Consider the following 14580-nt stretch of genomic DNA (forward strand, 5'->3'; position numbering starts at 1 on the left):
CCGTTTCTAGTCGCTGTTACAACGGGCCCGAAGGGAGCTCTTCGGGAGTTCGTGAAAGTTATCACAAAGTCCCGGCAGAGTCCGCACCGGCCCCCGGATCGAGCTGGTCCGGAGCGTCGAGGGCCGCCTCGATGACATCCTCGAGCGCCTGGTTGTGCACCAGTGGGAGCGCGAAGGTCAGAGCGACCGTGACGACCGTGCCGACCGCGAGGCCGATCCACACGACCGCGCCGGTGAACACGCTCGCCACGACCACGCCGAACGCGATCAGCCCTGCCCAGAGCCACATGATGATCACGGCCCGGCGCTGGGAGTGGCCGATCTCGAGCAACCGGTGGTGGAGGTGCTGCTTGTCGGGAGCGAAGGGCGAACGTCCGGCCCGTGTTCGTCGTACGACGGCCATGACCAGGTCGCCCAGGGGCACGATCAGGATCAGGATCGGCAGGGCCACCGGCAACAGGACCGGGAGCAGGCTCGATCGAGCCCCGTCGGCACCCTGGGTCAGGTCCCCCGGCGCGAACTGGGTGGTCACCGTGATGGCCGTGGCGGACAGGACCAGGCCGATCAGCATCGAGCCGCTGTCGCCCATGAAGAGCCGCGCCGGGTGGAAGTTGTGGATCAGGAAGCCGACGCACGCGCCGGCCAGGGCGGCCGAGAGCAGGGCACCGGTCGTCGCCCGGCTCACGTCGTTGAGGTAGGACAGCGAGTAGCAGAACAGGAAGAACGCGGAGGCGCTGATGCCGATCACGCCGGCCGCCAGGCCGTCGAGGCCGTCGATGAAGTTGACAGCGTTGACCGTCGCGACGACCGCGAAGGCGGTCAGCAGGGCTCCCTGCGCGGTGTCCAGCGCGAACACCTCGCCGGTCGATTGGTAGAAGTAGCGGAACTGGATGCCGGAGTAGACCAGGACGCCGACCGCGAGCACCTGTCCCCCGAACTTCGTCAGGGCGTCGAGATCGAAGATGTCGTCGATGACGCCCACCGCGCACACCAGCGCGCCCGCAATCAGCACGGCGAGGGCGTCCTCGAAGACAAAGGGGTTCTCGTTGCCGAGGAACGGCAGCTCGCGGGCGACGAAGTACGCCGCGAAGAGTCCTCCCAGCATCGCCAGCCCGCCGAGGTACGGCGTCGGGTCGGCGTGCACGTCACGATCGCGCACCTTCGCCACCGCTCCGGTGCGCACCGCGATCTCCCGGGCGACCACGGTCAGCAGGTAGGTGACCGTGGCTGCGACCAGGAAGACGACGAGGTACTCACGCATCGGCCGGCTCGGTCTCCTCGCCCGTGTCCACGGTGAGCCCGAGGTCGGCCAGGACGGCGTCGATGTCGGCGACCGCGATGGCGCCTTCGCGCAGCAGGCGCGGCCGCTCCCCCGTCGCGTCGATGATGGTCGACGCGACGCCACCGGGCGACGTGCCGGCATCGATGATCACGGCGACCGACTCCCCCAGCATCTCCTCGGCGGTCCCGGCGTCGAGCGCTGCTTCCTGGCCGGAGAGGTTGGCCGAGCTGACGGCCAGCGGACCCGTGCGGTCCAGCAGGGCCCGGGTGAGCTCGTGGTCGGGCATCCGGATGGCGACGGTGCCGCGGGTCTCCCCGAGGTCCCACTGCAACGACGGTTGCTGGTGGAGCACGATGGTGAGCGCGCCGGGCCAGAACTTCTCCACGAGCACCACGACATAGCCGGGCACGCGGGTCGCCAGCGCCTCCAGGGTGCCCTTGGTGCCGACGAGCACCGGCGGCGGCATCTCCCGGCCGCGGCCCTTCGCAGCCAGCAGCCGCGCGACGGCGTCGGGGTCGAAGGCATCGGCACCGACGCCGTAGACCGTGTCGGTCGGGATCACCACGAGGCGACCACGGCGGACGGCTCGGCTCGCGGCATCCATCGCCGCTTCGCGTTCCTCGTCGGTCTGGGTCGGCAACCGCTCGGCACTCACGGCGCCCATCCTCGCATCGGTGGGTGAAGAAAATGCACCGGCGTCACCGTGGCCGGCGCGCGGTGAGGTACCGCGGGCGCTCGGCGAGGTCTCGATGGTCGCGAACTTCCTCCCACCGGCCGCTGCGACTGAACACCGCAGGCGCCGACTCGCCCTGGGCATCGGCGTGCTCGATCCCGACCACACCGCCTGCCCGGAGCAGGACGACGCCGCGCTGTTCGAGGACCCGGATCGCGTCGAGTCCGTCGTCGCCGGAGAACAGGGCGAGGTGCGGGTCGTGGTCACGCGCCTCCACTGCCACGGACTCCCACGCCTCCAGCGGGACGTACGGCGGGTTGCTGACCAGGACGTCGACCCGACCGGCAAGGTCGTCGAACGCGGTGGCGAGATCCCCCTGCCGCAGGTCGACCGAGGTGTCGGCGAGGTTCTGCTCGGCCCACGCGTGCGCCGGCGGGTCGAGCTCCACCGCATGGACCTGCGCCTCCGGCACCTCGTCGGCGATGCTGCGGGCGATCACTCCCGACCCGGTGCACAGGTCGACCACGACCGGGATCCGGCCATCGGCCAGCACGGCCCTGGCCTGGTCGATCGCCCAGCCGGCGAGCAGCTCGGTCTCGGGACGGGGCACGAAGACACCTGGCCCGACGGCGACCGAGACGTGGCGGAACCAGGCGCGCCCGATCAGGTGCTGGAGCGGCTCGCGCAGGGCGCGGCGGGTGATCAGGGCGTCGTACTCCTGCTCCGCCGCAGGCGGCACCTCCTGGACCAGTGGGAGCTGGGACCGGTTGGTGCCGAGGACGTGGGCGAGGAGCTCCGCCGCGTCGTACTCGGGGCTGGCCACGCCAGCGGACCGGAGACGCGCGCTCGCTGTCTGGAGGAGACGCCGGGTCTCGACAGGCTCGACCACCGGGGTCACGCCTCGAGCGCCGCGAGCCGGGCTGCCAGGTCCGCCTCGACGCAGGAGTCGAGCAGGGGCTGCAGCTCCCCGTTGAGCACCTGGTCGAGGTTGTAGGCCTTGTAGCCGGTGCGGTGGTCGGAGATCCGGTTCTCCGGGTAGTTGTACGTGCGAATCCGCTCGGATCGGTCGACGGTGCGGACCTGACTGCGGCGGGCGTCGCTCGCCTCCGCGTCGGCGGCATCCTGGGCGGCCTGGAGCAGGCGGGCCCGCAGGATGCGCATCGCGGACTCCTTGTTCTGCAGCTGCGACTTCTCGTTCTGACAGCTCGCGACGATCCCCGTCGGGACGTGGGTGATCCGCACGGCCGAGTCGGTGGTGTTGACGCTCTGGCCGCCAGGTCCGGAGGACCGGTAGACGTCGATGCGCAGGTCGTTGTCGTTGATCTCCACGTCGACCTGCTCGGCCTCGGGCATCACGAGCACGCCGGCCGCGGACGTGTGGATCCGCCCCTGGGACTCGGTGACCGGAACCCGCTGGACGCGGTGCACACCGCCCTCGAACTTGAGCAGGGCGTACGGCGCCTGGCCGGGCTCGACCGCACCGGGTGCCTTCACCGCCACCGTCACGGACTTGTAGCCGCCGAGGTCGGACTCGGTGGAGTCGAGGATCTCCATCTTCCAGCCGCGCTGCTCCGCATAGCGGCTGTACATCCGGTAGAGGTCGGCAGCGAACAGCGCACTCTCCTCGCCGCCCTCCCCCGACTTCACCTCGAGCAGGGCATCGTTGTCGTCCGTCGGGTCGCGCGGCACGAGCAGGCGGCGCAGCCGTTCGGCCGCCACCTCGCGCTGCTCGAGCATGGTCGCCGCCTCCTCGGCGAAGGCCGGGTCGTCGGCACCGAGCTCGCGCGCCGCCTCGGCGTCCTCGCCGTACTGCTGCCACTCCCGCCAGGTGGCGATGATCGCGTTCAGCTCGGAGTAGCGCCGGTTGACCGTGCGCGCCAGTCGAGCATCGGCGTGGGTCTCGGGCTGGCCCAGCTGCTCCTCGAGCGCGGCGTGCTCGGCGAGCATGCCTTCGACGGCTTCGAACACGTGATTCCTTCGGTACGGCGATGCGTCTCGATATGCCGCTCGTTTCTCGCGGCTACTCGATGACCCTGGTGGACGAACCTGCTGAAATGACGAACGCCGGTCCCACCCGTGAAGGGCAGGACCGGCGCTCGGAGGTCGCTACTTGGAGGCGTCGGCCTCGGCAGGGGCCTTCTTGGCGTAGCGGGCCTCGAACCGGGCGACGCGGCCACCGGTGTCGAGGATCTTCTGCTTGCCGGTGTAGAACGGGTGGCACTGCGAGCAGACGTCGGAGTGGAGCTTGCCGCCCTTTGCAGTGCTGTACGTCGTGAAGACGCTGCCACAGGTGCAGGTCACTTCAGTGACGACGTAGTCGGGGTGAATGTCCTTCTTCATGGGTGTCCTCTCAAAGGGGTCCGGGTCGTCCTGCGGATGCTGACGTGAACCGGAGCCAACGGATGATTCTACGTCGCTGCCGAGCGCGACCCCAAACCGGCGACAAACCGGCCGGGGGTCGCGCCTGCGGGCGCAGCACTCAGGCGCGGGTCTTCTTCTGCACCTGGAGCAGCAGCTCGTAGTTCGTCTGGGTCTTGCGCACCTGGTCCAGCAGGTGTGTGGCAGCCGTGCGGCCCTCACGCTCGGCGAGGTCACGGTGGAGCGCGCCGAGGATGGCGACCTCCTCCTTGCCGAGCAACAGCTCGGACCGACGCGTGCCGGAGGCCACCGGGTCGATCGCCGGGAAGATGTCCCGCTCCGCGAGGTCGCGGCGCAGCCGGATCTGCAGGTTGGCCGTGCCGGTGAACTCTTCGTAGATGGCCTCATCCATCTTCGAACCGGACTCGACCAGGGCCGTGGCGAGGATGGTGAGCGAGCCACCGTTCTCGATGTTGCGCGCGGCCCCGAAGAACTTCTTGGGCGGGAAGAGCGCCGCGGCGTCGACGCCGCCCGGCAGGATCCGGCCGCTGGCCGGCGCAGCCAGGTTGTAGGCCCGGCCCAGGCGGGTCAGGCCGTCGAGGAGCACGACGACGTCGTGGCCGAGCTCGACCAGGCGCTTGGCACGCTCGATGGCGAGCTCCGCGACGGTCGTGTGGTCGGTGGCCGGACGGTCGAAGGTGCTCGCGATGACCTCGCCCTTGATGGCGCGCTCGAAGTCGGTGACCTCCTCGGGACGCTCGTCCAGGAGCACCACCATCAGGTGGCACTCCGGGTTGTTGGCCGTCACCGCGTTGGCGATCGCCTGGAGGGTGGCGGTCTTGCCTGCGTTCGACGGGGACTCGATCACACCGCGCTGGCCCTTGCCGATCGGCGCCACCAGGTCGAGCACCCGCCCGGTCACGTTGTCGGGAGTGGTCTCCATCCGGAGCCGCTCGTCCGGGGACACCGGGGTGAGGTGGTCGAACTCGACGCGGTTCTTCGCCTGCTCCGGGTCGACACCGTTGACCGTGTCGATGCGGACCATCGGGTTGAACTTCTCGCGGCGCTCACCCTCTCGGGGCTGGCGCACCTGACCGGCGATCGCGTCGCCGCGGCGCAGTCCGTAGCGACGCACCATGGACAGCGACAGGTAGACGTCGTCGACACCGGCGAGATAGCCGCTGGTCCGGACGAACGCGTAGTTGTCGAGGACGTCGAGGATGCCCGCGGCCGGGACGAGGACGTCGTCCTCGCGCACCTCGGTGTCGGGCTCGCGGGTCGAGCGGGCCGTCGTACGGTCCCGGTCCCGTCCGCGGCGCCGACGGTTGCGGCGGCTGCCTGCCTCGCCGCCTTCGCCGTCGAAGTCGCCGTCCTGGCCGTCACCATCGTCGGTGTTGCGGGGCTGGTCGTTCTGGTTGCCCTGCTTCTGCTGGTTGGGCTGGTTCTGCTGACCCTGCTGACCCTGCTGGTTGCCCTGCTTCGGCTGGTTGGACTGGTTGCCGTCCTGCTTGGCCTGGCCCTGCTTCGGCTGGTTCTGCTGGCCCACCTGGCTCTGCTTGGGCTGGTTGCCGTCCTGCTTGGACTGGTTGCCGTCCTGCTTGGGCTGGCCCTGCTGCTTGCCCTGACGGGGCTGGTTGCCCTGCCGACCCTGCTGGTTGCCCTGCTTGGGCTGCTCGGCCCTGGTCTCGTCGGCCTTGGGCTCAGTCCTCGACTCCTCGGCCTTCGGCTCGGCCTTGGGCTCGGCCTTGGGCTCGGCCTTGGGCTCGTCGGCCTTGGGCTCGGCCTTCGGGACAGCCTTGGTCTCGTCGGCCTTGGGCGCGGTCCGCGGAGCCGACTGGCCGGCCTGTCCGGACTGCGCAGCCTTGATGGCGTCGACGAGCACGGCCTTCTTCATGCTGCCAGCGCCCGGGATGCCCATGCCACCGGCCATCGCCTTGAGGTCGGCCAGCAGCATGGAGTTGAGTCCACCGGCGCGCTTCTTCGGCGCCTTGCCGGCCGCCTGGTCAGCAACGGGGCCAGCAGCTTCAGTGGAATCGAGAGTTTCGGTCACGTGAGTCCTTCAGACGTGTCACGCACGTTCCGGAACCGGAGAGCTCCGCACGGAACGGCACTTGGATTGAATCCTGCACGGCTGCACCGAGAGACCTGGGTCCTTCGGAGCCGGCCGAGCCGGAGGAAGTGGGCGGGCACCAAGGGCACCTGCCGGGCGCCGAGAACTGCGGCGCCTCGTCAATGTATCACCACGGACGGGTGATTCAGCGGCCGTCCGCAGGCGCGGCGCCGGTACCGCTGATCGCGAGCGCACGGGTGACCCAGCCTTCCGGGCACTGCTGCACCAGCCCGGTCGAGGCGCTGCTGTCGACGCCCTCGGAGAACGCGAGCACGGTCGGCCCGGCGCCGGAGATCACGGCCGCGACACCGTCGGCGCGCAGCTTCTCGACGAGAGCAAGGCTGGCGGGCATCGCGGAACGGCGGTACTGCTGGTGCAGGCGGTCCTCGGTCGCGCGCAGCAGCTCCTCGGGGCGACCCGAGAGCGCAGCGACCAGGAGGGCAGCGCGCCCGGCGTTGGCAGCCGCGTCGGCGTGGGGCACGGTCGCGGGCAGCAGCCCACGCGCGGCCTCGGTCGACACGGGGTCGGCCGGGACGAACACCACGGCGCTCACGCGGGGGTCGACGGATCCGGGTACGGCGAAGAAGCTGCCGTCGGCCTCCTGTCCGGAGATCACGAACCCGCCGAACAGTGCGGGGGCCACGTTGTCCGGGTGGCCCTCGAGCTGCGCCGCGATGTCGAGCAACGCGGAGTCGTCGAGCAGCAGGTGTCCACCGGCAACGAGCTCGCGAGCCAGCCACACGCCACCCACGATCGCGGCCGACGACGACCCGAGCCCACGCGCGTGCGGGATCACGTTGGTGCAGGACAGGCGCAGCCCGGGCGGGTCCTGGCCGAGGCGCCCGAAGGTCGCGCGCATGGCGCGGACCACGAGGTGCCGCTCGTCGAGCGGGACCTCGCCGTCGCCGTACCCCTGGACCTCGACGACCAGGCCACTGTCGAGAACCTCTGCCTCGAGCTGGTCCCGAAGGTCGAGGGCCAGGCCGAGGGTGTCGAACCCCGGACCGAGGTTGGCCGAGGTCGCGGGCACGGTGACCCGGACGGGTCCGTCGACGAAGGTCATTGCTCGCTCAGAGGCCGGCTGCGCGCGCGGCGGCGTCGACGTCGGCGTCCACGATCGTGTCGGGCAGCACGAGGCCGTCCAGCGCGGTGGCGATGTCCTTGAGGCCGTGGCCGGTGACGGTGATCGCCACGGTCGCTCCCTGGTAGGACTCCCCCGCGGCGAGCTCGGCCAGCAGTCCCGCGATGCCCGCTGCCGACGCGGGCTCGACGAACACGCCGTCCTTGGCGGCCAGTTCCTTCTGGGCAGCAAGGATCTGGACGTCGGACACGGCGGCGAAGCGGCCTCCGGACTCGTCGCGGGCTCCCTCTGCGAGCTTCCACGAGGCAGGGTTGCCGATCCGGATCGCGGTCGCGCGGGTCTCCGGGTCAGGGAAGGGCTCACCGGTCACGAGGGGCGCGGCACCTTCGGCCTGGAAGCCCCGCATGACGGGACGCTTCGTGGCGCGACCGAGGGCGGCGTACTGCGTGTAGCCGAGCCAGTACGCCGAGATGTTGCCGGCGTTGCCGACGGGGAGCAGGTGGAAGTCGGGGGCATCGCCGAGGAAGTCGACGATCTCGAAGGCAGCGGTCTTCTGGCCCTCGAGACGGTGGGGGTTGACCGAGTTGACCAGTGCCACCGGGTAGTTCCAGGCCATCTCGCGCGCCATCCGCAGACAGTCGTCGAAGTTGCCGCGGACCTGGATGACCTGCGAGCCGTGCAGGACGGCCTGGGCCATCTTGCCGGCCGAGATCTTGCCCTCGGGGACGAGCACGATGGGGGTGACGCCGGCCTTCGCGGCGTAGGCCGCCATCGATGCCGACGTGTTGCCGGTCGACGCACAGACCACGGCCTTCGCACCCTCGTGCACGGCCACGGAGAGCGCGGCGGTCATGCCGCGGTCCTTGAAGGAGCCGGTGGGGTTGTTGCCCTCGACCTTGAGCCACACCTCGGCGCCGGTCAGGCCCGAGAGCCACTCGGAGTGGACCAGCGGGGTGCCGCCCTCACGGAGGGTGACGGCCGGGGTGTCCTGGGGGATGTCGAGGAGCTCGCGGTACTCCTCGATCACGCCCCGCCACTGCCTGCTGGTGGTGGTACTGCCGGTGCTGCCGGTGCTGCTCACTCTTCGGTCCCCTCGACGCGCATCACCGAGGTGACCTCGCGGACGATGTCCATGTCGCGCAGCTGCTCGACGGTCGCGGCGAGCGCCGCGTCCGTGGCTTCGTGCGAGACGACGACGAGCTGGGCGTCGTTGCCCCTGCCCTCCTGGCGAACGGTCTGGATCGACACGCCGTGCTCGGCGAAGGCCAGCGCGACCGCGGCCAGCACACCGGCACGGTCGTCGACGTCGATCGCCACGTGGTAGCGCGTGAGCGTCTCGCCCATCGGCAGCAGGGCGCGGTCGGCGTACGCCGACTCGCCCACGCCGCGGGTGCCCTGACGGTGGTTGCGCGCCACCGTGACGAGGTCGCCCAGCACCGCGCTGGCGGTCGGGGCGCCACCGGCGCCCGGGCCGTAGAACATGAGCTGGCCGGCAGCCTCGGACTCGACGAAGACCGCGTTGTAGGCGCCGCGCACGCTGGCGAGCGGGTGCGACCGCGGGATCATGGCGGGGTGGACCCGGACGCTGACGGCCGGCTCCTCGCCCTCGGCGCCCGGCAGCAGCTCGGCGATGGCGAGCAGCTTGACCACGCTGCCCATCTCGCGCGCGGAGCGGACGTCGGCAGCACTCACGTCGGCAATGCCCTCACGGTGCACGTCGGCCGCGGTCACCCGGGTGTGGAACGCCAGGCTCGCGAGGATCGCGGCCTTCGCTGCGGCGTCGAATCCCTCGACGTCGGCGGTCGGGTCCGCCTCGGCGTACCCGAGGGACTGCGCCTCCTCGAGCGCGTCGGCGAAGCCGGCACCCGTGGTCTCCATCTTGTCGAGGATGAAGTTCGTCGTGCCGTTGACGATGCCGAGCACCCGGGTGACCTTGTCACCGGCGAGCGACTCACGCAGCGGCCGCACGATCGGGATCGCGCCCGCGACGGCGGCCTCGTAGTAGAGGTCGCGGCCCGCCTTCTCGGCGGCCTCGAACAGCGTCGCACCGTCCTCGGCGAGCAGCGCCTTGTTGGCCGTGACGACCGAGGCGCCGTTCTCCAGGGCAGAGAGGATCAGGGACCTGGCGGGCTCGATCCCGCCGATCACCTCGATCACGAGGTCGATGTCGGGACGTGCCACCAGGGCCGCGGCGTCGGTCGTCAGGAGTCCCTCGGGCACGTCGACCTCGCGCGTCGCGTCGAGCCGTCGTACGGCGACACCGGCGAGCTCCACGCGTGCTCCGACCCGGGCCGCGAGGTCATCTGCCTGCTCCCCGAGGAGCCGCACCACCTGCGACCCGACGGACCCGCAGCCGAGGACGGCAACCTTGAGGGGACTGTTCACCCGGCAAGGGTATCGGCGCTGGTGGGTCTCCTGCAGACCGACGGTCGATCACGGACACCTGATCACCGTTCGACGACCAGCACGACCTTGCCGACGGCCGTGCGGGTCTCCAGCGCACGATGGGCCGCGGCGGCGTCCGCGAGCGGGAAGACCGAGCCGACGTGCGGCACCCGGGACCCGTCCGCGGCCGCGTCGAGGGCCGCCCGCTCGAACTCCGCGAGACGCGCGGCCAGCGGTGGACCGAGCACATCGACGACCGGACGGTCGGCGGCGTCGTACCCGTCCTGGTCGCCGGAGAAGCGCACCATCCGCCCGCCCGGCTCGAGCATGGCGTGGATCGTCCGGGGCACCTCTCCCCCGACGCCGTCGAGGAGCACGGTGATCCTGGGCTCTGCCGCGCGCAACGTCGCGGCCCAGTCGGTCGCCCGGTAGTCGACGGCCGTGTCCGCTCCGATCCCCCGGACGACGCCCAGCTTGCTCCCGCTCGCGAGGCCGACGGTGCGTGCGCCGGCGTTTCGCGCGCCCTGCAGGAGGAGCGAGCCGAGGCCACCTGCGGCCGATGTCACCGCGACGACGTCGTCGGCGGTGATCGCGGCGTGCTCGAGGATCCCGGCCGCCGTGCGTCCGGTCCCGATCGCGGCGACGGCGGTCAACGGGTCGAGGCCGTCAGGAAGGGCGTAGATCCGCGCGACGTCGACGACCACCAGCTCGGCGTACCCGCCGCGGCCGGTCGGACCGAGGTGCGCCACGACGCGGCGGCCCCACCAGTCGGCGTCGACGCCCTCGCCGACCTGGTCGACGGTTCCCGCGACCTCGCGGCCAGGCACCATCGGCAGCTCTGGGGGCGCGAAGCTGGCCGGGCCGTTGCCGGAGCGGATGTAGGTGTCGACGAGATGGACGCCCGCGGCCTCGACCGCGATCCGGACCTGGCCGGGCTCGGGAGCGGGGTCGGGCAGCTCCTCGAGCTGGAGGACGTCGGCGGGCCCGAAGGAGTGCTGGCGAATGGCGTGCATGGCTCCAGTCGACAACCTCAAGTAACGTTGAGGTCAAATGAATGACGTCAACCGAGAGATCCGCAGCCACGACCTGACGCCGGGCGAGGTCGCCCGCCGCGCCGGGGTCGCCGTCTCCGCGCTCCACTTCTACGAGCGCGAGGGACTGATCCACGCCATCCGGACCACCGGCAACCAGCGTCGCTACCACCGCGACGTCCTGCGCCGGATCGCGTTCGTCCGGGTCTCCCAGGGCGTGGGCATCTCGCTCGCCGAGATCCGCGAGGCGCTGGCGTCGCTCCCCGAGGGGCGGACACCCACCAAGGCGGACTGGGCGCGGCTGTCCCGCTCGTGGCGCGAGAGCCTGGACGACCGGATCAGCCGTCTCGAACGGCTCCGCGACACCCTCGACGGGTGCATCGGGTGCGGCTGCCTGTCGATGAAGTCGTGCATGCTCGCCAACCCGGGCGACCTGCTGAGCCAGTACGGCACCGGAGCCGTCCGGCTCCAGTAGGGATCAGCCGAGGTCCGTGGCGAGCAGGTCCTCTTCGGTCTCGCGACGGACGATGACCCGCGTCTGGCCGTCCTTGACCGCCACCACGGGCGGCCGGAGCGCGTGGTTGTAGTTCGACGCCATCGAGCGTCCGTAGGCGCCGGTCGCCGGCACCGCGAGCAGGTCGCCCGGAGCGACGTCGCCGGGCAGGAACTCGTCCTTGACGACGATGTCGCCCGATTCGCAGTGCTTGCCGACCACGCGCGCCAGCACGGGCGCAGCCGCGGAGGATCGCGACGCGAGCGTGCACGAGTAGTCGGCGTCGTACAGCGCGGGACGGAGGTTGTCGCTCATCCCGCCGTCGATCGACACGTAGGTGCGGATGGCACCCCCGTCGAGGGCGACCTGCTTGACCGTGCCGACGGTGTAGACGGTGCACATCGCCGGTCCGACGATCGCGCGACCGGGTTCGATGGAGAGGTGCGGTACGTCGATGCCGAGCGCCGCGCACTCCCCCGTCACGATCTTCGTGATCTGCGCGGCGAGCACTGCGGGGTCCGCCGGGTCGTCCTGGGTCGTGTAGGCGATGCCGAAGCCGCCGCCCAGGTCGAGCTCGGGAAGGACGTGGCCCAGCTCATCGGCGATGCGGGCGTGCAGAGCGAGGACACGACGGCCCGCGACCTCCCAACCGGAGGTGTCGAAGATCTGTGAGCCGATGTGGCTGTGCAGGCCACGCAGGTCGAGGCTCGGCCGGGCGAGGACGAGAGACGCCGCTGTGAAGGCATCGCCCGAAGCGATCGAGAAGCCGAACTTCTGGTCCTCGTGCGCGGTCGCGATGAACTCGTGGGTGTGGGCCTCGACCCCGGCCGTCACCCGGACCATCACGCCCTGGACCACACCGAGCTGGTTCGCGACGTCGGCAACCCGGTCGATCTCGTGGAACGAGTCCACGATGATGCGCCCGACGCCGGCGTCGACGGCGCGCCGCAGCTCCATCGGGGTCTTGTTGTTGCCGTGGTAGCCGATCCGCTTCGGGTCCACGCCGGCGCGCAGCGCGACGGTCAGCTCCCCGTTGCTGCAGACGTCGAGGCAGAGCCCCTCCTCCGCCACCCACTGCGCGACCGCAACGCAAAGGAACGCCTTGCCGGCGTAGTAGACGTCCCAGCGCACGTCTTCCCGGCCAGCGAACGCGTCGCGAAAGGCGCGGGCCCGCTCACGGAAGTCGTTCTCGTCGAGGACGTACGCCGGCGTGTTCACGTCGGCGACGAGGTCCGGGACCGCCAACCCGCCGATGTGCAGCACACCCTGGTCGTCCTTGCGGGCCGACGAAGGCCACAGGACCGGCACCAGTTCGTTGACGTCCGCCGGCTCGCGCAGCCAGTGCGGCGAGCTGCCGGTGTAGCCGCCCGGCGAGACGTGGGCGCTCATACGGGGTCCCCGGCGCGGTGCGAGCGCAGCGAGCGGCGCGTTGGGGTGTTCACATCCGCTCCGGCGCGCTGACGCCGAGCAGGTCGAGCCCGTTGGCGATCACGGTGCGCGTCGCGACCACGAGCAGCAAACGCGCTTCGTTGGTCGGGGTGACCGGCTCGTCGCCCTGCGGGAGCATCCGGCACTCCTTGGTGTCGTACCACTTGTTGAACACCGAGGCGGTGTCCTCGAGGTAGCGGGCGATCCGGTGCGGCTCGCGGAGCTCCGCCGCGCTGGCCACGGCGCCCGGGAACGCAGCGAGTGCGCGGAGCAGCTCGCCGTCGCGGTCGTGGCTGAGCAACGACGGGTCGAAGTCCGCAGGCAACGACATGCCGAGCTCGGCAGCGTTCTCCGTCATCCGACAGGTGCGGGCGTGCGCGTACTGGACGTAGTAGACGGGGTTGTCGTTGGACGCCTTGGTGATCTCGGCAACGTCGAGAGCAAGCGGGGTGTCCGCCGGGAAGCGCACCAGGGAGTAACGCAGCGCGTCGACGCCGATCTCCTCCGCCAGCTCTTCGAGCGTGATGAAGGTGCCCTTCCGCTTCGACATCTTCAGTTCTTCGCCGTCCTTCACGATCTTCACCAGCTGACCGATGAGGACGTTGAGCGTCTGGTCGGGATCGTCGCCGACGCAGGCAGCCATCGCCCGGAGCCGGTTGACGTAGCCGTGGTGATCCGCGCCGAGCAGGTAGATGCAGTGGTCGAAACCGCGCGCCCGCTTGTTGAGGTAGTAGGCGGTGTCAGAGGCAAAGTAGGTCAGCTCGCCGTCGGACTTGATGAGCACCCGGTCCTTGTCGTCGCCGAAGTCGGTGGTGCGCATCCACAGCGCTCCGCCCTCCTCGTAGACGTGGCCGAGGTCCTTGAGACGCTCGAGGGTGTTCGGGACACCACCGGTCTCCTGACCCTCTTCGTGCAGCGAGAGCTCGGAGAACCAGACGTCGAAGTGCGTGTTGAACCTGTCGAGCTGCTCCTGCTGCTCGCGCAGCTGGATCTCGTAGCCCTTGGCCCGGACAGCGGCCAGGCGCTCGTCGGCCGGCAGCTCGAAGATGCCGGGGCTGGCCGCCTCCACCTGCTTGGCCAGGTCGTCGACGTACGCGCCGGCGTAGCCGTCCTCGGGCTTGGGCTGGCCCAGGGCTGCAGCGATGATCGAGGCGGCGAAGTGGTTCATCTGGACGCCGCGGTCGTTGATGTAGAACTCGCGGGTCACCTCGGCACCTGCGGCGCTCAGCACCCGGCCGATGGCGTCGCCGAGCACGGCCCAGCGCGTGTGGCCGAGGTGCAGGGGTCCGGTCGGGTTGGCCGAGATGAACTCGACGTTGATCCGCTGACCGGCCAGCGTCTCGGTGTGGCCGTACGACGACCCGGCGGCGACGATGTCTGCGGCGACCTTGCCCTGGGAACCGGCCTCGACGGTGATGTTGAGGAATCCGGGGCCTGCGACCTCGACCGCACTGATGCCCTCGGCGTCAGTGAGCCGGCCGGCGAGTGCGTCCGCGAAGGCACGCGGGTTCATACCGGCCTTCTTGGCCAGCTGCATCGCGACGTTGGTGGCGTAGTCACCGTGGCCCTTCTGCCGCGGTCGTTCCACCGTCACCTCGGCAGGAACGCCGTCGGGCAGGGCGATCGAGCCCTCGTCCACGAGCGAGGACAGGGCGCCGACGATGGCGGTGGAGAGTTGCGCAGGGGTCACCCCGCAAGCGTATCGGCGCCCTCCGGTTTCTCTGGCACGGATATGGCCC

Annotated in this window: 13 protein-coding genes; 1 reads left to right on the forward strand and 12 read right to left on the reverse strand. The window is 70.6% G+C overall.

The features are described from left to right. Window positions 1–61: 61 nt before the first annotated feature. The 10 genes from ASD84_RS02225 to ASD84_RS02270 all read right to left on the reverse strand — a co-directional run bounded on the left by ASD84_RS02225 (window position 62) and on the right by ASD84_RS02270 (window position 10902). A complete protein-coding gene (locus tag ASD84_RS02225; RefSeq protein ID WP_056706253.1) occupies window positions 62–1261 on the reverse strand; it encodes a glycosyltransferase family 4 protein in 1200 nt (399 codons plus the stop codon). Next, complete coding sequence (locus ASD84_RS02230; RefSeq protein ID WP_268788453.1) at window positions 1254–1937, reverse strand: L-threonylcarbamoyladenylate synthase; 684 nt, start codon at window positions 1935–1937, stop codon at window positions 1254–1256. Before ASD84_RS02230 ends, ASD84_RS02225 begins: the two co-directional genes overlap by 8 nt. Window positions 1938–1980: 43 nt before the next feature. After that, complete coding sequence (gene prmC / locus ASD84_RS02235) at window positions 1981–2844, reverse strand: peptide chain release factor N(5)-glutamine methyltransferase (protein ID WP_056710552.1); 864 nt, start codon at window positions 2842–2844, stop codon at window positions 1981–1983. Between the two features lie 5 nt (window positions 2845–2849). Continuing rightward, window positions 2850–3923 (reverse strand): peptide chain release factor 1, encoded by a 1074-nt coding sequence (prfA, locus tag ASD84_RS02240; protein WP_056706257.1) that lies wholly within the window; start codon window positions 3921–3923, stop codon window positions 2850–2852. A gap of 138 nt (window positions 3924–4061) precedes the next feature. Further along, window positions 4062–4295, reverse strand: coding sequence for a 50S ribosomal protein L31 (gene rpmE, locus ASD84_RS02245; RefSeq protein ID WP_056706258.1), 234 nt, complete (start codon window positions 4293–4295; stop codon window positions 4062–4064). Window positions 4296–4434: 139 nt separating this feature from the next. Beyond that, a complete protein-coding gene (rho, locus tag ASD84_RS02250; protein ID WP_056706259.1) occupies window positions 4435–6363 on the reverse strand; it encodes a transcription termination factor Rho in 1929 nt (642 codons plus the stop codon). Between the two features lie 205 nt (window positions 6364–6568). Next, on the reverse strand, window positions 6569–7486 hold the full coding sequence (gene thrB / locus ASD84_RS02255) for a homoserine kinase (RefSeq protein WP_056706261.1): 918 nt from the start codon (window positions 7484–7486) through the stop codon (window positions 6569–6571). Window positions 7487–7493: 7 nt separating this feature from the next. Then, on the reverse strand, window positions 7494–8585 hold the full coding sequence (gene thrC / locus ASD84_RS02260; protein ID WP_056706264.1) for a threonine synthase: 1092 nt from the start codon (window positions 8583–8585) through the stop codon (window positions 7494–7496). Further along, the gene (locus ASD84_RS02265; RefSeq protein WP_056706266.1) at window positions 8582–9889 is read right to left on the reverse strand and encodes a homoserine dehydrogenase; all 1308 of its coding nucleotides are present in this window, start codon (window positions 9887–9889) and stop codon (window positions 8582–8584) included. The genes thrC and ASD84_RS02265 overlap by 4 nt, the downstream gene beginning before the upstream one ends. Window positions 9890–9951: 62 nt before the next feature. Further along, window positions 9952–10902, reverse strand: a complete 951-nt coding sequence (locus ASD84_RS02270; RefSeq protein ID WP_056706268.1) for a zinc-binding dehydrogenase — start codon at window positions 10900–10902, stop codon at window positions 9952–9954. Window positions 10903–10939: 37 nt separating this feature from the next. Here ASD84_RS02270 and soxR point away from each other — a divergent pair, with 37 nt between their 5' ends. Then, window positions 10940–11395, forward strand: coding sequence for a redox-sensitive transcriptional activator SoxR (gene soxR, locus ASD84_RS02275; RefSeq protein ID WP_056706270.1), 456 nt, complete (start codon window positions 10940–10942; stop codon window positions 11393–11395). Window positions 11396–11398: 3 nt separating this feature from the next. Here the strand turns inward: soxR and lysA are convergent, their stop codons facing one another. Together lysA and argS are read right to left on the reverse strand one after the other, a co-directional pair. Beyond that, window positions 11399–12802: a diaminopimelate decarboxylase gene (gene lysA / locus ASD84_RS02280; protein ID WP_056706272.1), complete on the reverse strand. Its 1404-nt coding sequence runs from the start codon at window positions 12800–12802 to the stop codon at window positions 11399–11401. Between the two features lie 49 nt (window positions 12803–12851). Next, a complete protein-coding gene (argS, locus tag ASD84_RS02285; RefSeq protein ID WP_056706274.1) occupies window positions 12852–14531 on the reverse strand; it encodes an arginine--tRNA ligase in 1680 nt (559 codons plus the stop codon). Window positions 14532–14580 lie beyond the last annotated feature (49 nt).

The organism is Nocardioides sp. Root682 (assembly GCF_001427795.1).
Classification (GTDB): domain Bacteria; phylum Actinomycetota; class Actinomycetes; order Propionibacteriales; family Nocardioidaceae; genus Nocardioides.